Here is a 20,203-nt window from a genome sequence, read left to right as displayed (position 1 = left end):
AATGTGGTAGGTGAGAGTGTGAAAAAGAAAAAAGGTTCTGTTTTAGTAGTAGTTTTATTAACATTAACTGCTCTTATAATAACTGGAATAGCAGTATATTCATATGTAGCAAATAAGTCAAAATTAAATAAAAACACCACAGAAAATGAAATTTTAGAAACAGCTGCTTTATCTGGCCTTTCAATAGGAGAATATTATTTAATAGATGATAAAAATTATGAAAATATAAATAAGAATGAAGAAGTAGAAGTACCAAAAGAATATATAGATAAAAAATTTAAAAGTAATAATTTTATAAATTCTAATTATGTATTAAATGAAAATTATTTAGAAAATATATCATGCAAAATAAATATAAAAAATGATAATGGCACTTATACTATTGATTCTATAGCTACTAGAGAAAACAATAAAAAAGAAGAAACAAGAAAAGTTTTATTAAAACATGATAAAAATTTAAGTGGGTATGAAGATATAGACTTGTTTTTAAAATCTTGTAGTGGTATTACTATATTAAACAGTAATAAATTAAAAATTAGAAGTTCATATGTTGATTTAAGCAATTCAAGCTTTAATATAGATGGAGTTTTAAAATCAAACTATATTACGGCAGATAAACAATTTGAAGATGTATTAATTAATAATAGAGATTGGTACTATAGAGACTATCAAGTTAATACTTATAATATTAGAAATGAAAATAAAGGTGGAAAAAGAAGCACAGGATTAAATTTAGCATTTGGAAAAAATAATTTAAATTTAAATAATTTAGAATATGAATTTGTTATGCTTAGAAATTATAGTTATAAAGGTAATGTAATTTTATTCGATTACAAAATGAGTAAGGTTAGAAGGTTAGATGAAATAAATAAGAATATGCTTAGAAATTCACCAGGAGCTATAATAAAACTAGATGATGATAATTATGTAATATTGAGCAATGGGGATTTAAAAATAAGTGGGAGCATTGATTTTTTAGGCAATGTATTTATATACTCAACAGGAAATGTAATTATAGATGGAGGCTATAGTTATAATAATAAATTAAGTATAGTTTCTAATAATGGAGTATACATATATAATTCTAATATATTAGAGTCAGATGGAAGTTTTCCTATATCAGATTCACTTAAAAAATGCTTAAAAAAATTTATAAAATAGAAATAAAAACAGAGTTTGATTTAAGAAAACTTAAGTCAAACTCTATTTTTATAAGAAAAATAATACAAAATTAAACAAAAAAGAATAAAATTATGCAGAAAATGTTGCTAAAAAATGAACAATGTGATAATATTGTTAATAACAACAGAGGAGGAATGGGAATTGAGAAAAATTGCGTTAATAACTGATAGTAGCTGTGATTTAAATTTATCAACAATAAAGGAACATAACATTAAAATGTTACCACTTAGAATTATATATAAAGATAAGGAATTTTTGGACAAGGTAACATTAACTCCTAAAGAATTGTATAAAACGATAAGGGAGGAAATTCCTACAACATCACTTCCAGATTTAAAATATACTAAAGATGTTATAGAAAAAGTTATAGAAGAAGGATATACAGATGCAATAGTAGTAACTGTTTCTAGTAAATTATCAGGAACATATAATAGTTTAAGATTATTATGTGAGGATTATAAAAAGGATTTAAATATTCATTTTTTTGATACAAGGACTTTAGGATTCCCACAAGGTGCCATTGTTCTTGAAGTTTCAAAAATGATAGAAGAAAAAAAGGATTTAGATGAAATTTTAAATTCTCTTGAAGATATAAGAGAAAGAACTCATGGCTTTATAACTTTTGAAACATTAGAGTTCTTAAAAAAAGGAGGAAGAATTGGAAGAGTGTCTGGAACTATAGGCGAAATGTTACACTTAAAACCAATAGTTTCTTCAAATGATGATGGTGTTTTATATACTTATGCTAAGACTAGAGGAAGAAAAAAAGCATTAAGTAAAATGAGGGATATATTAGAAGAATATTTAGAAAAAGGAAAATGTAGAGTGTGGATTTTAAGTGCTGATTGTGATAAAGAGGCTTTAGAATTCTTAAAAAATGTTAAGAATTATAATAATATAACAGAAATTTCCCTAGAGGAGATAGGGGCTGCAATGGGCATACATACTGGGCCAGGAGCATTAGGAATGTGTATATATGAAGAAGAAAATTAAAGGAGTAACTAAGTTACTCCTTTTTCTTTTGTTTGAAATTACTAGAAGAAACGTGTATTATTAATCTATGATTATCTTATAAATATAGTTTAAAGGGAGAGTGAGTATGACAGTTTTAATTTTATATTTTACTATCTATAGCGTACTAGGTTGGATATGTGAATGTATATACTGTGCTGCGATAGATAAGGTATGGGTTAATAGAGGTTTTTTAAATGGTCCAGTATGTCCAGTTTATGGATTTGGAGCCCTTTTTGTAATAGGGTTATTAGATAGATTTAAAGATAATAGTATATTATTATTCATAATGGCTGTTATTTTAACTACAACGCTTGAATATGTAACTGCTGTAATTTTAGAAAAGGCATTTGATTTGAAGTGGTGGGATTATTCAAATTATAAATTAAACTATAAAGGCAGAATTTGTGTTTTGAATTCCGTTATATTTGGATTTTTATCATTATTTTTAATAGACATATTAAATCCTTTTGTAGTATCAAAAGTATCTTTATTAACTTATAATCAAATATTAATTGCTTCTACTATAATAGTAGCTATATTTATATTAGATTCTATATTAACCGTTATTTCATTAGTAGATATGAATGATATGCTAAAAAAGATATCTCAAATCAATATTGAACTTAAAAATTTCAATATGTCTATGGATAAATTTAATGATATAGAATTTAACAAAGTTTTTAATAAATTAAAAAGTACTGGAGACTTAAAAGGTTTTAAAGCTAAATTTGAAGATACATTTAGTATGTTTAAAAGAAAGAAAGGTGTATCAACTGTTCAAAATAGAATTATGAGAGCATTTCCGGACATGAAATCTAAAATGTATGGAGGAGAACAGTTTAAGAAATTTAAAGAAAGTATAGCTGATTATTTAAGTAGAAAACAAAATTAACAAAATTCTTATAAAAAAATCACCAATCTAGGTATATAATAATTATATATTTGGAGGTGATTTTTTTGAGAGAATTAATAATATATTTTACTATTTACAGCTTTTTAGGATGGGTTAGCGAAACGATATACTGTTATATTATAGATAAAAAATTTACATATAGAGGATTTTTATATGGTCCTGTTTGTCCCATATATGGATTTGGAGGCATAATTGTTACTGAATGTCTAAGTGGTATGAAAGGAAATATAGTAGAAGTATTTTTTGGAGGAATGATACTTGCATCAATATTAGAATATATTACTTCGTATGTACTTGAAAAATTATTTAATATGAAGTGGTGGGATTATTCGGAACATAAGTTTAATATAAATGGAAGAGTGTGCCTTTTAAATTCTACAATGTTTGGTATACTTGCAGTAGTTATAGTTTATGTGTTAGAACCTTTATGTAAAAATACAGTAGTTTCTATTCCACATAAAATTTTATATCCACTATCAGCTATAATAACAACAATATTTATAGTAGATACAATATTTACAGTGGCGCATCTAATACATTTAAGAGAACATTTAGAAAGTTTAAGTAATATAAAAGATGAACTTAAAGAGTTAAATATAAAGGTTGAGTCCTTTGGTGAAACTGGCGTAAGAAAATTAAAGCAAGAGCTTGAAAAGAGAAAAGGACAAAATAATGATAGATTAGAAAAGTTATTATTAAAACTTAATAATCTTAAGAAAGAAGGAAAAGAAAGCAATAGAATATTAAAAGCTTTCCCACATGCAAAACATACTAAACATCACAATCACTTGAAAGATCTAAAGTCACTTATAAATGGAAAGTAATCATTTCTGTTGTTAATAATATTCAAAATATGTATAATAGGAATGAAACTTATAAAGATGGAGTGAACGTAACATATGAGAATGAGAAAAAAGCCTTGGGCTAGACCAGAATTAGAAGGTTGTGATTTTTTTGTAATTAAGCCTAGTGATTATAAAGGAAAATGGAGAGAAACTTTTGCAAGAAAAAATAATCCTATTTATTTAGAGCTTGGATGTGGAAAAGGTACATTCATGGCAGTACATGCATCAGAAAACAAAGACATAAATTATATAGCAATAGATATAAAAGATGAAGTTTTAGTTTTAGCTAAAAGAAATATAGAAAAAGCTTTTGAAGATAAGAATGAAGTTATAGATAATGTAAAACTTATGGCACAAGAAATAGCAATAATAGATGAGATGCTAAGTGAAGAAGATGTTATAGATAGAATATATATAAATTTCTGTAATCCATGGCCAAAAGAAAGACATAAGAAGAGAAGACTTACTCATACAAGACAATTAGAAAACTATAAGAAATTCTTAAATGATAACGGTGAAATATGGTTTAAAACAGATGATGATGAACTTTTTGAAGAATCAATTGAGTATTTTAAAGAAAGTGGATTCAATATAGAGTATATAACATACGATCTTCATTCAAGTGATTTTAAGTATAATGTAACAACAGAGCACGAAGATATGTTTACAAAACAAGGTATTAAAACAAAGTTTTTAATAGCTAGAAGATAGATTTTTATTTTAAAAGAGGCTTTTTATAGTCTCTTTAATTTTATAGTAAATAAAATTATTCTAAATGTTACATATTAATAGTAAGTCTGGGCATTAAGATTTTTATAAATGGAGTGGTATTTTTGAATTTAATTGATATACTTTTAGAAAATATACCTTTTGCAATTCTTATAGCAAATAAATATAGCGAAGTAGAAATGGTAAATACAAAATTTTGCGAAATGTTGCATCTTAGTAAGGAAGATATATTAAAAAAACATATAGAACATTTATTAGATAAAATATATTTAAATGAAAATATTAAATTTAATAGAAATATAAATTTAGGAAGTAAAATTATTAAGGAATATAGTGTTTATGATAAGATAGTAGAAGTGCATGTTGTAAATGTTAATGATTATGGAAGTGAAATATCAGAAATAGTAACATTAATTGATGTTACATGGAGGGTAGGAGCAAAGAAAGAAATAATTAAACAAAAAAATATGCTAAATTCAATAATTGATGCTATACCAGAGGCAATTTTCTTTAAGGATGTAAATAGCAATTATTTAGGATGTAACTTAGCTTTTGAAAAATTATTTGATGTAAAAAGAGAGGAGATAATTGGAAAGGGCAATGAAGTATTAGCACTTTCAAAAGATGAAGCAGAAAGTTTTGTCTCTAAAGATAAAGAGGTAATGGAAACAGGTAAGTGTATCAAGGTTGAAAGTATCCATAAATATAAAAATGGTAAAGTATTTTTAGAAGATATAAAAGCTCCAATATTTGGGGAACAAAATGAGATAATAGGAGTAGTTGGTACTTCAAGAGATATTACTGAGAGAAAAAAGCTTGAAGATAAATTGACCTATTTAAGTTATAGAGATAAACTTACAGGTTTATATAATAGAACATATTTTGATAAGATAAGTAAAGAATATAATAAAAATAAAGAAGATATAATTAGTATAATAATGGGGGATATTAATGGACTAAAAATCGTTAATGATTCATTAGGTCATTTAGAAGGTGATAGATTTATAGTAGAAATTGCTAAAGTAATAAAGAAAGTAGTAAAAGATAAAGGTGAAGTAGTTAGATGGGGTGGAGATGAAATAGTTATTATTCTTAAAGGTATAGATAAAGATAACGCTGTTGAAATTTCAGAGAATATATCTTATGAATGTTTACTTGCAAACTATAAACCAGTACCTCTTAGTATTTCTCTTGGAGTTTCTAGTGGAAAAGGAAAGAGCATTGATGAGTTAATAGTTGAAGCTGAAAAAGAAGTATATAAAAATAAGCTACTAAATGATGCAACCTTAAGAAAAGCTACAATAAATTCTATTAGACGGAACATTTATAATACTTCTGAAACTAAAAAAAGAATAAAAAGAATGATGAAACTTGCTAATAAAATTGGTGAAGAGATGAATCTTAGCAAAAATGAGATGGATAATTTAAGGCGTGTAGTTAAACTTCATGACATAGGAAAAGTTGGTATACCATATGATATACTTGAAAAAGGAAATAACTTAACAAAAGAAGAAATTGAACTTATAAAGCTTCATACGGAAAAAGGATATAGAATATTGCAATCTGATAAAGATTTAAGTCATATTGCAAGTGCAGTATTAACACATCATGAAAGATGGGATGGAAAAGGATATCCATTAGGACTAGCAGGAAATAATATACCATTTTGTGCAAGAGTAGTTTACTTATTAAATGCATATGATTATATGATTAATGGCAAGGGTAAGAAACTTAGTGAAGAGGAAGCAATAGAAGCAATTAAAAAAGAGGCTGGAAAGAAGTTTGATCCAAGTCTTGTTAAAGTCTTTTTAAGGGTTTTAAAGAACTTAAAATGTAAATAAAATAATAATAAATATGTAAATGTATTGCATATATTTTAAAATCGTAAGATAATAAATAAAAAGAAAATAAAACATTTGAGGTAGAGGTGCAAATTTTAAGAGTAATATTAATGAGGTAAGCACAATGATTTAATATGAAAGGAAAATTTGCCGAAGTGTATAACTAATGCTTTAAGGTTATATTGCTGGTTTTACATATAATATGTGTAAGATTGTCACAAAGCTTTTTTGTGGAGGGCTATCATTCGAAGTAAGTAATTTTTATGTACCTTAGTTTAAGTACATTTTAATATTTCCCTGAGTGATAATTTCCTCAGGGTTTTATTTTTTCTTAAACTAAGGAGGAAAAAGTTATGGCAAAAGAAGAAAATAACGAGCTTTCAAGGGGGCTTAAGGCAAGGCATCTTAATATGATTGCAATGGGTGGATCCATTGGTACTGGTATTTTCCTTGCAATGGGAGATAGTATTCATCAAGCTGGTATTGGAGGTTCAATAGTAGCTTATGGAATAATAGGTATAATGGTTTATTTTTTAATAACAAGTCTTGGAGAAATGGCAACATTTATGCCTATATCAGGATCATTTGGAGTATATGCAACAAAATTTATTGATCCAGCTTTAGGATTTGCATTAGGATGGAACTATTGGTATAACTGGGCAATAACAATTGCTACAGAAATGGTTGCAGGTTCTTTAATTATGAAATTTTGGTTTCCAAATGTTCCAGCTTTTGTATGGAGCGTAATATTTTTAGTTATAATAGTTGGATTAAATCTTTTATCTGCAAAAGCATATGGAGAATCAGAATTTTGGTTTGCAGGAATTAAAGTTGTTACGGTAATTATATTTATGATTGTTGGTGTCCTTATAATTTTAGGAATTATGGGTGGAGATGCTGCTATTGGCTTTAAAAATATTTATGCAAATGGTGGTCCATTTGTTGGTGGCGCTAAATCAATATTTGCAATATTTTTAATTGCAGGATTCTCATTCCAAGGAACAGAACTTATAGGAATTGCAGCTGGTGAATCAGAAAATCCTGAAAAAACAATTCCAAAAGCAGTTCATACAGTATTTTGGAGAATATTGCTTTTCTATATTGGAACTATAATCGTTATTGGGTTAATAATTCCTTCAGGACTTGCAGGCGTTAATACTAGTCCATTTACAATGGTATTTGAAAGAGCTGGTATTGCAGGCGCTGCATCACTTATGAATGCTGTTATATTAACATCAGTACTATCAGCTGGTAACTCAGGTATGTATGCATCAAGCAGAATGTTATATTCTATGGCAAAGGAAGGAATGGCACCAAAGATATTTGGAAAAACAAATAAAAGAGGTGTTCCAGTTAATGCAATAATTTTAACTACAGTAATAGCATCAGCTTGTTTTTTAACAGGTATATTTGCTGAAAGTAGTGTTTATGTATGGCTTGTAGCAGCATCTGGACTTGCAGGATTTATAGCTTGGCTTGGAATAGCAGTTTGTCACTATAGATTTAGAAAAGCCTATATTCATCAAGGTAAAGATTTAAGTAAATTACCTTATAAATCTAAAATGTTCCCATTAGGACCTATTATAGCATTAGTATTATGCGCAGTTGTAATTGTAGGTCAAGGGTTTGCTTATATAAATAGTGATGGAATAGATTGGATGAGTATAATATCAGCATATATTGGAATTCCATTATTCCTTATATTATTATTTGGATATAAATTTAAAAAGAAAACAAAGATACTTAAATTAGAGGATGTAGATTTAGAAGTAGTAAATTCTAAAGAACAGGCATTTGAAGAAGTAGAAAAATTAGAGTTAGAAGAAAATTAAAGGGCTCCCTATAGGGGGGGCTTTTTCTATAATTCGACATAACATAGCAAAGGTTTACATGGACATGTTGTTATGCTATAATAATATTATGAGAAAGACTTAAGGAGGAATAAATATATGGCAAATTCAGTACCAACACCACATAATAACGCAAAATTAGGAGAAATAGCAGAAACAGTGCTTTTGCCAGGGGATCCGCTAAGAGCTAAATATATAGCAGAAACATTTTTAGAAAACCCTGTTCAATATAACACAGTTAGAGGAATGTATGGATATACAGGAACATATAAAGGAAAAAAAATATCAGTACAAGGAAGTGGAATGGGGATTCCATCAATAGGAATATATTCATATGAATTAATTCATTTCTATGGAGTTAAAAATCTTATAAGAATTGGTTCAGCAGGAGCAATTAGTGAAAATTTAAAACCTTATGATGTTGTAATTGGAATGGGAGCTTGTACAGATTCAAATTATGCAAGTCAATATAACTTACCAGGAACATATTCACCAATCGCAAGTTATGAATTATTAGATAAAGCTGTAAATGCGGCAAAAGAATTAAACATTGAAACTCATGTTGGAAATATATTATCAAGTGATGTTTTTTACGGAGAAGAAGGACTTGAAGGATTAAGAAAATGGCAAAAGATGGGGGTTTTAGCTGTTGAAATGGAATCAGCTGGACTTTATATGAATGCTGCAAGAGCTGGAGTTAATGCATTATGTATTTTAACTATATCAGACTGCCCATTTACAGGACAAGTAACAACAGCAGAAGAAAGACAAACTGCTTTTACAAGTATGATGAAAATAGCATTAGAATTAGCTTAATAGTATTAATATTTATAAATATAGGAGATGCCTTAAGTGCATCTCCTTTTTAGATTACAAATAAAAATAAGTTTATCATAAATTGTATCAAAATGTCACATAATTTAATATATTATAGTGATATTAATATATAAAGGAAAATATATTATGAACGGAATGAATCCACTATTAAATATGTTATTAGGTGGAATGGGGGGCCAAGGTGGTGGCTTTGGTGGAAATCCTCTATTAAATATGCTCATGGGCGGAATGAATCCTATGATGAGAGGTATGAACCCTATGATGGGTGGAGGCGGAATGAATCCTATGAATATGATGAATCAAATGGGGGGAATGAATCCCATGAATATGATGAATCAAATGGGAGGAATGCAACAAAATAATCCATTAATGAATATGTTCATGAACCAAATGCCTAGAAATGGCGGAGGTCAAATGAACAATATGAATAATGTTATGAATGCGATGAACAATATGAATCAAGATGATATGAATAACTTTATGGAAATGTTAATGCAAAATATGAATCCTAATTCAAATAATTTAGGAAATAATAATGTTAGTAGAAACAGAAGAAATAGAGGATAAAGTTTAATTAGAAGTTATTTTAACTTAATTGTTACAATGACTTCTTTTTTACTTAATAGAAAAATGTATCATAAGTGGTATAATTAGTTAAAAGAGGCTTACATATTGTACTACGGGGGTGTTTAAATGCGAGAAGATGAAATAAAAAGGATATTAAATAGATGTTTTGAAACGCCTACAGATATTTTAGAAGATATAAATTCTAGAAAAATAAATTTAGAGAAAAAATATGAAAATATGATAAAAAGTAAATGCTACTTAACTTTAAATGAATTAGATAAATGTGAGAATTATGCATTTGCAGCAATAGAGGAAATGAAACAAGAGGGAATGTTTATACCAAGTCTTTATGCAGATATAGGATTATGCGAGTATAAAAAAAATAAATTTATAGATGCAAAAAATTATTTTTATAGCGCTTTAGAATATGCAGAAATAGATGAAAATGAAGAAGCAACAATTGAGGTAATGCTTTATTTAATAAAGTTGTTTATAGTAGAGAGAATATACGAACAGGCCTTTTTTTTAACTACTAGATTAAATTTCAATTATTTAGACTCTATGAAAAATACAAGATTATATATGGATGTTATAGCACATTTATCAATATTAAACTATACATTACATAATGTTAATGATGGAGATAAGTATAAAGAAAAGTTTTCTAAAAGGTATGATAATTATATTAATAATGATAATATGTGCTTTTTAAATAATTTAAAATATAGAATATTAAAATATAGGAATGAGTCTATTGGAAATTATGAAGAAGCAATAAAGTATATAGATATAATAGATACAGAAGGATATTTAAAAAATAATAAAATACTTTATTATGAAATGATGAAAGATAAAGCCTTAATATATAAAAAAATAGGAAATGAAGATAGGGCAGTAGATCTATTACTAAATATATGTAGGGATGCAGCTAAATTGGAACTTTTTAGAGCAGCGTTAGATGTATTAGAAGAGATTGTTGCTTGGGGATATGAAGATAAAATACCAAGACAACTTTGCATAAGTTTAATTTTAATTGCAATAAAAACTAATAAGCAGGATATAAAAAAAGAAATTATAATTGACCTTAGAAATTTAAAAGAAATTATAGAAATAAAAAAAGAGGCTAAAGAGCAAATAAAAAACAATAAGAGTTTAAAGGACACTTTAGAAGAGTTTCAGCTTAAAAGCAATTTAGATCCATTAACAAATGTATACAATAGACGTTACTTAAATGAGGTGCTTGATTCAAATAAATGTTTAATAAAAAAATATACTACTTTAGCAATGATAGATGTGGATGATTTTAAAGGAATAAATGATAAATTTGGTCATCTAATTGGAGATAGGGCTTTAATAGAGATAAGTACAATGATTAAATTTGTTATAGGAATAAATGGGAAAATATTTAGGTATGGTGGTGATGAATTTTTTATATTGTACAATCATAGTAGCCTTAAAGAAGGAGAAAATATATTAAGGAAGATATTTTGTAAGTCAAAAAAGCTTAGAATAAACCATATAATTAAAGGACATGAGATAACATTATCTATTGGCGGAATTACAATTATAGAAGGTGAGAGAATTAGAACTAAAATGAACAAAATAGTAAAAAGATGTGACAAAATATTATATGATGTTAAGGGAAAGGGAAAAAATAACTATAAATTATATTATAAAATATAATAGTTTTTAAAAGAACTTTATTAAAAATCAATATTAAAATATGAAAAAGTCGAGGTTAAATATTATTTAAGCCCCGACTTTAAAAATGTTCATTTAATTAAGTAAAGAGTGGGAGAGTATATGAGAAAGAAATTAATAATTATAAACGGTGTAATGGGAGTTGGAAAAACAACTATTAGTAAATGTTTATATAAAAATTTAGAAAATTGTTTTTGGTTAGATGGAGATAATGTTTGGATGATGAATCCATTTGTAGTAGATGAAGAAAATAAAAAAATGGTTTTGAGTAATATAACATATATAATAAATAATTTTTTAATTAACAGCAATTCTAAGTATGTTGTATTTAACTGGGTTATACATACAGATGAAATAATGAATGAGATATTAAATAAAATTAATCTTATTGATGTAGATGTGTATAAAATAACATTAATGTGCAATAAGGAAGAACTAATTAAAAGAATAAATAAAGATGTGGAGCTAGGAATTAGAGATGAAGACAATATAAGAAGAAGTTTAGATAAATATGATATGTACAATAAAATGAATACAATAAAAATTGATACTTCTAATAAGTCCATAGATGATATAGTAAGAGACATTAAAGTGATTGTAGAGAAGTGATGAATTTATAATTGTGTAGATTTTTTAATCAAAATTTATTATAAATTCGTTAGTTTAAAATTTGGTTTCTTTATTTCAGTAGAGTTAAATAAAAACAAAATTTCATAACATTAAAATATAATTACTTATATTTACAGATTAGGTTATAAATGCTGATATGTAGTAGGGGTGATTTTATTGAAAAAAATAGTAAATATTATGGTAGTTATATTGTTAGTGACAATTATAATTCCATTAACAAATTCAGTTGCTAAGGAAGAAGTTAATAGTAATGAAGGGGTACAATGGTATATTGCAACACAATGTGATGATATTGGTATATGTGATTGTGAAAATTCATATAGTAGCCATAATAAGAATTTAAGCAATAAGTTAAAGCAAGAAGGAATTGAATCGAAAATATTAACTTGAACTGCAGAAGCAAAATATTTGCTAGGGTAGCTCATACTGGAGAGTGGAATTATTCAAAAGCTATAGTATGTAAACATGGAAGAAAAGGAATGGACTATATTTATACAAGAAGAATTATAACAGCATACGATTGTAACAGATGTGATTACTATGCAGAGGTAGATTCAATTGAATCTAAGACTGTTTGCAAAGGTGATTAAATTAAACTGATAAATGACTATAAAACGGTATTATATACTATTTTATAGTCTTTTTTTATTATATATGAATTTATATAAAATAACATTAGTGTGTGATAAAGAATAATAAATAAAGATATAGAGCTAGAAATTAGAAGGGAGAACAATATAAGAAGTTATAGATATGTGATAGAACTTATAATTGTAAAAATATTCATGTTAATTTATAATGGAATAAGATGGGTATTGATTGTGTAGGGGGGATAGAATGAAAATTAAGAAAATAATTTCACTAACTAGTGTAATTATATTAAGCTTTATTTTAGTTAGTTGTAGTAGAGGTAGTGCTAAAACTATTAAATCAACAGAAGTTAATATGCCAAATAGTATTTCTTTATCACATGGTAGTTTTGATGGATATAAGTATAGAAAATTAAAACTAAAAGAAGGTCAAAAAATAACATTAAATACTGAAATTACAACAGAAAAAGGGGATTTGTCTATTAAATTTTTAGATGCTAATGGAAATGAACTTTACAATATTAAGAATGATAAAGAAAAAGATTCTAAAACAATAGAAATAAAAGAAGATGGAAAGTATAAACTACAAATAGAAGGAAAGCATAGTGGAACATGCAAAATAGATTGGGATATTGAAGAATAGTAATACTTTTTATGTATATAAAGAATGTATTTACTTAAAAATAGTGCAGAAAATTAATTTTCTGCACTATTTTTAAGTAAAGTAAATTGTTAAAGAAGCATTATTATAAAATTTATAAAGATCTATTATTTGTTATCTGAGCCCATAAAGTGGCTTTTTCAGTTATTTCGTCTATATAAGAATCTCTAATACTACAATAACTTTCAATATCGTATTTGAATTTAATAGCTAAAGTTTTCTTTAAAGCTTCATATTTTTTTGCTTCATCAGGATGAGTTATCATATAATCTCTAAAATTAATATGTCTTTCTATCTCGATATCTCCAGTTTCAAAAATATGAATATGATGTGATCTAACTCTCAAACCCTTTATAAAGAATCTCTTATTTTGTACATTAAATTCATCTTTTAATATATAACCTAAATATTCTAATGGCTTAATATAATTATCTATATTTTTAATATCTTTTACTTCAATTAAGATATCTATTATAGGCTTTGAATATATATTAGGAATAGCAGTATTACCAATATGATAAATATTTATAACTTCTTTGTTTAATACGTTCAATAACAATTCTTTCTCTTTTAAATATTTTTCATTCCATTTAGTATTATAAGGAACTAATTTAATTACTTTATATACATTTCCTTTACACATAAATATATACTCCAAATTATATTAATTTATAAAATATTATTAAATTATATCATATTTATTACTAAAAGTGTCAATATAAAATTAAACTTAATCTAATCATATCTAAACACTTTATAACATTTTCTATAATAGGTTCATCATAATGTATTTTAAAATCATCAAATTTCTTTATAATTAAATTTTGCATATAAAGTCTCCTTTCTTATAAAAAATAAAAAAATTATAACATATATTTACATTGATTTACTATAATGTTAAAATTTTATTGATAAATAAGAAGGAGTATCTGGGGCTATGGGAAAAAGAAAAAAGAAGGTTATTGTATTTAGTTTAGTTATTTTAATATTTTGGATAACAGGAGTTATACCAAAAAATATAGGAAAAATGGTTTCATCATTTTATGTACATAATAAATACAGTTCTTTAAATCTTCATTTCGTAGATATAAAATATTCTGAAGAAAACAAAGTATATATATCACACTTTGAAAATAACGAAGGAAAAATATATACTGTTTTAGTTGGTTCTAAAATGTTACCTGTAAACGTTAGTTTTAATCCATTAAATATCCCTAAAAGATTAAATTTAAAATAATGATATAATAGTATTAATTAATACAAAGGACAGAGAGACAAAGGTGAATTTATATGAATAAAACAATCGGAATTTTTGCTCATGTAGATGGGGGTAAAACTACATTTTCAGAGCAATTACTTTACCACACAAATACTATTAGAAAAAGAGGAAGAGTTGACTATAAGGATTCCTTTTTAGATAGTCATGATATAGAGAAAAAAAGGGGAATTACTGTATTTTCAGATATAGCTAAATTTGATTATAAAGAAGATACATATTTTTTAGTGGATACTCCAGGGCATATAGATTTTTCTAAGGAAATGGAAAGAGGAGTAGGAATATTAGACTATGCAATTTTAATTATAAGTGGTCGAGATGGAGTAGAAGGACATACAGAAACAATTTGGAATATTTTAAGGAAACATAATGTTCCAACATTTATATTTATAAATAAAGTAGATTTATTATTAGTAAGCTTAGATGAAGTTATAAAAGAAATTGAAAATGATTTAAATACAGAAATTTTAATGGTTTCTGATTTAAATAATTTAAGTTATGAAGAGATTGAAGCTATAGCAGAAAAGGATGAAGATCTTTTAAATACATATTTTGAAGAAGGATATAATAAAGAGTTATGGAAAAATACGCTTAAAAAACTTATAAAAGAAAATAAAATATTTATAGGGTGTAAAGGCTCCGCACTTTTAGATGAAGGGATTAAAGAATTTTTAGAAATATTTAGTGAGCTTACTATAACTGATTATGATGAAAACTCAGAGTTTAAGGGAAGAGTATTTAAAGTAAGACATGATGATAAAGGCAATAGAGTTACCTTTATAAAGGCTCTTAGTGGTACTTTAAATACTAAAGATGAAATTATATATATAAAAGATTCAGAGGAAATAAAAGAAAAGGTTAATGGAATAAGAATTTATAATGGAAGTAAATTTGAACCTAGTAATACATTAAAAGCTGGAGAAGTGTTTGGAGTATTAGGAATTACATCTCTTAAAGAGGGGATGGGTATAAATACAGAAGATTATATGATTAATGACTTAAAACCTGCCCTTATATCTAAAGTAATATATGATGAAAAAATTAATTCTAAAGAGGTTTTAGGTTACTTTAAAATATTAGAAAGTGAAGATGATAGCTTAAATGTTAATTGGAATGAAGAACTTTCAGAATTACAGATAAGTATAATGGGAAATATTCAGCTTGAAGTTTTAAAAGAAGTAATATTAGATAGATTTTCTTTAAAAGTAGATTTTGGTGAACCAGAAATTCTTTATAAGGAAACTATAATAGGAGAAACGGTTGGATATGGACACTTTGAACCTTTAGGGCATTATAGTGAAGTTCATTTAAAAATTGAAGAAGGAGAAAGGAATAGTGGTATAACTTTTTATAATAAGTGTCATGCAGATGATTTAACTGTAGGTAATCAAAATTTAATCAAAACTCATATATTTGAAAAAGAACATAAAGGTATACTTACTGGAAGTCCAATTACAGACTTAAAAATAACTTTACTTACAGGAAGGGCACATAATAAGCATACAAGTGGTGGTGATTTTAGAGAAGCTACTAAAAGGGCATTAAGACAAGGACTTGAAAGTGCTAAAAGTAAACTATTAGAACCATATTATAAATTTAAAATTACAGTTCCTATGGAGCTTATAGGAAGAGTTGTATCAGATATTCAGAAGATGAGCGGAGAATTTAATGAACCTAAAAATTATGGGGATAAAATAATAATAACGGGAAGAGGACCTGTTAAGACATTTATGAATTATCCGTTAGAATTCGTTGGATTTACAAAGGGTAAAGGAAATCTTAATTTAATCTTTGAAGGATATGATTTTTGTCATAATGAAGATGAAGTAATAGAAAGCAAAGGATATAACAAAGATGCTGATAAAGAATATACTTCCGTATCAATATTCTGTTCAAAAGGACAATCTTATTTAGTTGAAGGAAAAGATGCTAAAGAGTATATGCATTGCTTAAAATAAAAGTGGTTTAAGGAGAATTTATGATAAATAATAAATCTATAGATTGTGTTAATAAAAGTAAATATAAAGATTTTATTATTCCTTTATATGATAGTTATTGCTTTTCAAACATAAATGGAACTATAAAAGAATTATTTAATATTAAATCTGAAAGAAAACTTCCAATAGATGTATTAAATAAAAAAAGCTTTGAAAACAATAAGGTTGTATTTTTTTTAGTTGATGCTTTTGGATGGTGTTTTTATGAAAAGTATAAAGGACATTCAAAATTCTTAAAGGAAATAGAAGAAAAGGGAGTAGTATCAAAAATTACGTCGCAATTTCCATCTACAACTACTGCCCATGTAACAACAGCGCTTTCTGATAAAAGGGTAGATGAACATGGATTATATGAATGGTTTTATTATGATAAACAGGTAGATGATATTGTTACAGCGTTTTTATTTAATAGGACAAGAGATAAGGAGATAGGAACTTTAGAAAATTACAATATAGATATAAAAGAATTTCTTCCACAAGATAGTATATTTAAAATATTAAAAGAAAATAAAATAGAAAGTAAAATATATCAACCATCCTATATAAATGATAGTATTTATACTAAAACTATGGGGAGATTTTCGGACATTATTGGATATGAAAGTTATAAAGACTTATTTAAAAATCTATCTATTAATATAAAACAAGATAAGAAAAAAGAATATATTTATGTATATCTTCCTGAAATAGATAGTATTGCTCATAAGAATGGATGTGAATCTAAAGAATTTCATGAGCAAATGATAAAATTTTTAAAAGCTTTAGATAAGTTTTATTTTGAAGTAAAAGACTGTGAAAAAGTATCAATTCTAATATCAGCAGATCATGGACAGATAGAAACAGATTTAAATAATAAGAGATATTTAAACAAGATAATTCCTAATATAGATGATTTTCTAGTAAAAAATTCTAAGGGACGTAATTTACCAGGTGGATACTGTAGAGATTTATTTTTAAAAGTTAAGGAAGAATCATTAAATGAATGTAAGGCTTTAATAGAAGATAAGTTAAAAGATGAAGTAGAAGTTTTAACATATGAAGAATTAATTCAATATGGATTCTTTAAGGAAGACAGTTATAGATTAAAAGAAAGATGTGGGAATTTATTATTACTTCCTAAAGAGAAGAATAATATATGGTGGTATGAAAAAGATGTATTTGAAATTGTATGCAAAGGAGTTCACGGTGGTGCCTCAAAAGAAGAAATAGAAATACCATTTTTATATTATAGTTTATAAAGATTAGAGTATAATTATGAAAAATTAAAAAAATAAGTGGGTGATTTAGTGGAATATATTAAAGCTAAAACAATAGTTTCTGGATATGTAAAAAATAGCTCTTGGTTTGGAGTTAATTATAATATGAATATTTATAAAGGATGCCCACATGGATGTATATATTGTGATTCTAGAAGTGAGTGTTATAACATAGATAACTTTGATAAAGTGCGTGCAAAAGAAAATGCAATAGATATAATAACCAAAGATTTAAAGATTAAGAAGAAAAAAGGAGTAATAATGACAGGTTCTATGAGTGATCCATATAATCCTTTTGAAAAAGAGTTATATCTAACTAGAAAAGCATTAGAGCAAATTAATTTATATAATTTTGGAGTTGCAATTGCAACTAAAAGTTCTCTTATAACAAGAGATATAGATGTGCTAAAGAAGATTAGTGAACATTCACCAGTATTAATAAAAATAACTATAACAACATTTGATGATACATTATGCAGAAAAATTGAACCGAATGTTTCAGTGTCTTCAGAAAGATTTAAGGCAATAAAGGAATTAAGTGATAATGGTATATATACAGGAATACTATTAATGCCAATATTACCTTTTATAAATGATAATGAAGAAAATATAATAAATATTGTTAAAAAAGCCTATGAATGTGGAGCGAAATTCATATATTCCTTTGGCTTTGGGGTAACGCTTAGAGGAAATCAAAGAGACTATTATTATAAAAAATTAACAGAAGTTTTTAAGACGGAGAAACTTGTAGGCAAATATATTGATACTTTTGGGAGCCGTTATGAATATAGCTCAAAAAATGCAAAAGAACTCTATAAAGTGTTTAAAAGAGAATGCGAAAAATATGGAATACTTTATAAAATGGAAAATATAATTTCAGATTATAAAGAAAACTATAATCAAACACAGATGAGTTTATTTTAATTGCATAAAGCAATATTATAAGTTTAATGAAATGGGGGAAAAGTATGGGAATTTACAATTTTGCTAAGAAAACGTTTAGGGCAGATTTTAAAAATAGTATATTTTATATATTATCTATTGCTATGACAACAGCTTTTATGTTCAATGCTATTAATCTTGCTTACAACAGTGTAATTTATTCTACAAAAGGGGATGTGGTTGTAGGAGCACCACAAAATTATTATGGAGTTACAAGCCAGGTTGTTTATCCTATTCCATTATTACAAAAACAAAACTTAATCATATTAGTTTTTGTAGCTACTCTTTTTGCAATAATATGTAATAAAAATCATATAAAAAGAAAAGGAAAAGAATTAGCATTTATAATTACAAATGGAGCATCATTAGTAGATGTATCAAGATATTTACTTTATATAAATGGTAGAACATATATAATTGGAGCATCTATTGGTCTTTTATCAGGATTAATTTTAACACCAATCTTTAATACAATTATGTATAAAATGGTAGGTGTAGAAGGGGCGTTATTTACTTTTGATAGTGAAGGACTTGCTATTGTAGCCATTTATGTAGCCATACAATATGGTTTAATTGTGGCATTAAATTTTGGATATGCATATAGAAAAGAAATTATTGACTTAATGAAAGTAGAAAAAACTAAAGGATTATATGATAGTAGAACTGTTAAAGTGCCAGGTATATTATTTTTAATAATATACTTAATACCTATAGCATATAGTCTTACATTTCCAAGCTTTAAGGGAGCAGAGGGAGCTGCTTATGCTTGGTTTGTATTAGGAGTTACAGGTGTATATGGAATAATAAAATATTTTATTCCAAATTTAATTAAGAAATTAAAGAATAAAGAATTTATGTATAAAGGTTTAAGGAGAATATATATTAGTAACTTTGAAAAGATGATTAAAGATTCATTAATATATTTCCTTGGACTAACAATTTGTTTAAATTATTATGCAAACTCAATTGTAGAATATCACGAGTATGATGGTATGAGAGGGAATTTACTATTTTGTATATTAGGAACATCTTTAATTATTGCATTATCATTATTTTATAAATTAATTGTTGAGACAGAAGAGAAAATGTACATGTATAATCAGCTTAAAGTTCTAGGATATAGTAAAGATCAAGTTATTGATATATTAAAAAAAGAGTATATATTATTTTATGTAGTAGGGCTATCATTACCAGTTAGCTTACTTTTAGGAAATTTAATAATATATGTATGTGTGGGTGCTTATACAGTAAAATTTGCAATAGGTATTCTACTTATAGTATTAATACCTTTACTTATTGCTGGGGTAGTTTCATCAATTAAAAATAGAGAAAAAATAATTAATAGTGTATTTAACTAAATGGGGGAGAATTA

20 protein-coding genes and 1 riboswitch are annotated in these 20,203 nt (G+C 26.1%); of the genes, 19 read left to right on the top strand and 1 reads right to left on the bottom strand.

All coding sequences use genetic code 11. The annotated features are described in order from the left end of the window. Positions 1 to 18: 18 nt before the first annotated feature. From ACZ5TJ_RS09300 to ACZ5TJ_RS09235, 14 genes are all read left to right on the top strand, one after another. On the top strand, positions 19 to 1,161 hold the full coding sequence (locus ACZ5TJ_RS09300; RefSeq protein ID WP_464199072.1) for a hypothetical protein: 1,143 nt from the start codon (positions 19 to 21) through the stop codon (positions 1,159 to 1,161). A 162-nt stretch (positions 1,162 to 1,323) separates the two neighbouring features. Then, positions 1,324 to 2,175 (top strand): DegV family protein, encoded by an 852-nt coding sequence (locus tag ACZ5TJ_RS09295; protein ID WP_464199070.1) that lies wholly within the window; start codon positions 1,324 to 1,326, stop codon positions 2,173 to 2,175. A gap of 106 nt (positions 2,176 to 2,281) precedes the next feature. Beyond that, positions 2,282 to 3,088 (top strand): putative ABC transporter permease, encoded by an 807-nt coding sequence (locus ACZ5TJ_RS09290; RefSeq protein ID WP_464199068.1) that lies wholly within the window; start codon positions 2,282 to 2,284, stop codon positions 3,086 to 3,088. Between the two features lie 65 nt (positions 3,089 to 3,153). Beyond that, complete coding sequence (locus ACZ5TJ_RS09285; protein WP_464199066.1) at positions 3,154 to 3,933, top strand: putative ABC transporter permease; 780 nt, start codon at positions 3,154 to 3,156, stop codon at positions 3,931 to 3,933. Positions 3,934 to 4,008: 75 nt separating this feature from the next. After that, positions 4,009 to 4,665 (top strand): tRNA (guanosine(46)-N7)-methyltransferase TrmB, encoded by a 657-nt coding sequence (gene trmB / locus ACZ5TJ_RS09280; protein ID WP_464199064.1) that lies wholly within the window; start codon positions 4,009 to 4,011, stop codon positions 4,663 to 4,665. Positions 4,666 to 4,787: 122 nt separating this feature from the next. Further along, positions 4,788 to 6,524: an HD domain-containing phosphohydrolase gene (locus ACZ5TJ_RS09275; protein WP_464199062.1), complete on the top strand. Its 1,737-nt coding sequence runs from the start codon at positions 4,788 to 4,790 to the stop codon at positions 6,522 to 6,524. A gap of 73 nt (positions 6,525 to 6,597) precedes the next feature. Continuing rightward, positions 6,598 to 6,773, top strand: a riboswitch (Lysine riboswitch). Between the two features lie 104 nt (positions 6,774 to 6,877). Beyond that, the gene (locus tag ACZ5TJ_RS09270; protein WP_464199060.1) at positions 6,878 to 8,356 is read left to right on the top strand and encodes an amino acid permease; all 1,479 of its coding nucleotides are present in this window, start codon (positions 6,878 to 6,880) and stop codon (positions 8,354 to 8,356) included. 117 nt (positions 8,357 to 8,473) lie between these two features. Beyond that, on the top strand, positions 8,474 to 9,190 hold the full coding sequence (gene deoD / locus ACZ5TJ_RS09265; RefSeq protein ID WP_464199058.1) for a purine-nucleoside phosphorylase: 717 nt from the start codon (positions 8,474 to 8,476) through the stop codon (positions 9,188 to 9,190). 147 nt (positions 9,191 to 9,337) lie between these two features. Beyond that, a complete protein-coding gene (locus tag ACZ5TJ_RS09260; protein WP_464199056.1) occupies positions 9,338 to 9,778 on the top strand; it encodes an RNA-binding protein in 441 nt (146 codons plus the stop codon). A 126-nt stretch (positions 9,779 to 9,904) separates the two neighbouring features. Continuing rightward, complete coding sequence (locus ACZ5TJ_RS09255; protein WP_464199054.1) at positions 9,905 to 11,461, top strand: GGDEF domain-containing protein; 1,557 nt, start codon at positions 9,905 to 9,907, stop codon at positions 11,459 to 11,461. Positions 11,462 to 11,581: 120 nt separating this feature from the next. After that, on the top strand, positions 11,582 to 12,088 hold the full coding sequence (locus ACZ5TJ_RS09250; protein ID WP_464199052.1) for an AAA family ATPase: 507 nt from the start codon (positions 11,582 to 11,584) through the stop codon (positions 12,086 to 12,088). Between the two features lie 177 nt (positions 12,089 to 12,265). Then, positions 12,266 to 12,499 carry a hypothetical protein gene (locus ACZ5TJ_RS09245; RefSeq protein WP_464199050.1) on the top strand — a complete coding sequence of 78 codons (234 nt, stop codon included), beginning with the start codon at positions 12,266 to 12,268 and terminating at the stop codon, positions 12,497 to 12,499. Further along, a complete protein-coding gene (locus tag ACZ5TJ_RS09240; protein ID WP_464199048.1) occupies positions 12,496 to 12,699 on the top strand; it encodes a hypothetical protein in 204 nt (67 codons plus the stop codon). Before ACZ5TJ_RS09245 ends, ACZ5TJ_RS09240 begins: the two co-directional genes overlap by 4 nt. Before the next feature lie 247 nt (positions 12,700 to 12,946). Continuing rightward, the gene (locus ACZ5TJ_RS09235) at positions 12,947 to 13,342 is read left to right on the top strand and encodes a p24 family protein (RefSeq protein ID WP_464199046.1); all 396 of its coding nucleotides are present in this window, start codon (positions 12,947 to 12,949) and stop codon (positions 13,340 to 13,342) included. 112 nt (positions 13,343 to 13,454) lie between these two features. Here the strand turns inward: ACZ5TJ_RS09235 and ACZ5TJ_RS09230 are convergent, their stop codons facing one another. Continuing rightward, entirely contained in the window at positions 13,455 to 14,003 is a 549-nt protein-coding gene (locus tag ACZ5TJ_RS09230) for a GrpB family protein (RefSeq protein WP_464199044.1), read from the bottom strand. 294 nt (positions 14,004 to 14,297) lie between these two features. Between ACZ5TJ_RS09230 and ACZ5TJ_RS09225 the strand changes: the two genes are divergently transcribed. The 5 genes from ACZ5TJ_RS09225 to ACZ5TJ_RS09205 are packed head-to-tail and all read left to right on the top strand — an operon-like array spanning position 14,298 to position 20,189. After that, a complete protein-coding gene (locus ACZ5TJ_RS09225) occupies positions 14,298 to 14,597 on the top strand; it encodes a hypothetical protein (RefSeq protein ID WP_464199042.1) in 300 nt (99 codons plus the stop codon). Positions 14,598 to 14,650: 53 nt separating this feature from the next. Continuing rightward, complete coding sequence (locus ACZ5TJ_RS09220; protein ID WP_464199040.1) at positions 14,651 to 16,594, top strand: GTP-binding protein; 1,944 nt, start codon at positions 14,651 to 14,653, stop codon at positions 16,592 to 16,594. Between the two features lie 20 nt (positions 16,595 to 16,614). Further along, positions 16,615 to 17,871 carry an alkaline phosphatase family protein gene (locus ACZ5TJ_RS09215; RefSeq protein ID WP_464199038.1) on the top strand — a complete coding sequence of 419 codons (1,257 nt, stop codon included), beginning with the start codon at positions 16,615 to 16,617 and terminating at the stop codon, positions 17,869 to 17,871. A 48-nt stretch (positions 17,872 to 17,919) separates the two neighbouring features. Then, a complete protein-coding gene (locus tag ACZ5TJ_RS09210) occupies positions 17,920 to 18,813 on the top strand; it encodes an SPL family radical SAM protein (RefSeq protein WP_464199036.1) in 894 nt (297 codons plus the stop codon). Between the two features lie 44 nt (positions 18,814 to 18,857). Further along, positions 18,858 to 20,189 carry a hypothetical protein gene (locus tag ACZ5TJ_RS09205; protein WP_464199034.1) on the top strand — a complete coding sequence of 444 codons (1,332 nt, stop codon included), beginning with the start codon at positions 18,858 to 18,860 and terminating at the stop codon, positions 20,187 to 20,189. The last annotated feature ends 14 nt before the right edge of the window (positions 20,190 to 20,203 follow it).

It is taken from the genome of Clostridium budayi (genome assembly GCF_055396605.1).
The sequence above is the reverse complement of the archived record's forward strand: the minus strand, read 5'-3'. Positions and strand labels throughout refer to the sequence as shown.

Bases quoted from the DNA above. Each gene is read 5' to 3' on its own strand.
- trmB (WP_464199064.1), top strand. From the start codon at position 4,009: ATGAGAATGAGAAAAAAGCCTTGGGCTAGACCAGAATTAGAAGGTTGT.
- ACZ5TJ_RS09235 (WP_464199046.1), top strand. From the start codon at position 12,947: ATGAAAATTAAGAAAATAATTTCACTAACTAGTGTAATTATATTAAGC.
- ACZ5TJ_RS09225 (WP_464199042.1), top strand. From the start codon at position 14,298: ATGGGAAAAAGAAAAAAGAAGGTTATTGTATTTAGTTTAGTTATTTTA.
- ACZ5TJ_RS09220 (WP_464199040.1), top strand. From the start codon at position 14,651: ATGAATAAAACAATCGGAATTTTTGCTCATGTAGATGGGGGTAAAACT.
- ACZ5TJ_RS09230 (WP_464199044.1), bottom strand. From the start codon at position 14,003: ATGTGTAAAGGAAATGTATATAAAGTAATTAAATTAGTTCCTTATAAT.
- ACZ5TJ_RS09270 (WP_464199060.1), top strand. From the start codon at position 6,878: ATGGCAAAAGAAGAAAATAACGAGCTTTCAAGGGGGCTTAAGGCAAGG.
- ACZ5TJ_RS09260 (WP_464199056.1), top strand. From the start codon at position 9,338: ATGAACGGAATGAATCCACTATTAAATATGTTATTAGGTGGAATGGGG.
- ACZ5TJ_RS09205 (WP_464199034.1), top strand. From the start codon at position 18,858: ATGGGAATTTACAATTTTGCTAAGAAAACGTTTAGGGCAGATTTTAAA.
- ACZ5TJ_RS09215 (WP_464199038.1), top strand. From the start codon at position 16,615: ATGATAAATAATAAATCTATAGATTGTGTTAATAAAAGTAAATATAAA.
- ACZ5TJ_RS09250 (WP_464199052.1), top strand. From the start codon at position 11,582: ATGAGAAAGAAATTAATAATTATAAACGGTGTAATGGGAGTTGGAAAA.
- ACZ5TJ_RS09290 (WP_464199068.1), top strand. From the start codon at position 2,282: ATGACAGTTTTAATTTTATATTTTACTATCTATAGCGTACTAGGTTGG.
- ACZ5TJ_RS09255 (WP_464199054.1), top strand. From the start codon at position 9,905: ATGCGAGAAGATGAAATAAAAAGGATATTAAATAGATGTTTTGAAACG.
- deoD (WP_464199058.1), top strand. From the start codon at position 8,474: ATGGCAAATTCAGTACCAACACCACATAATAACGCAAAATTAGGAGAA.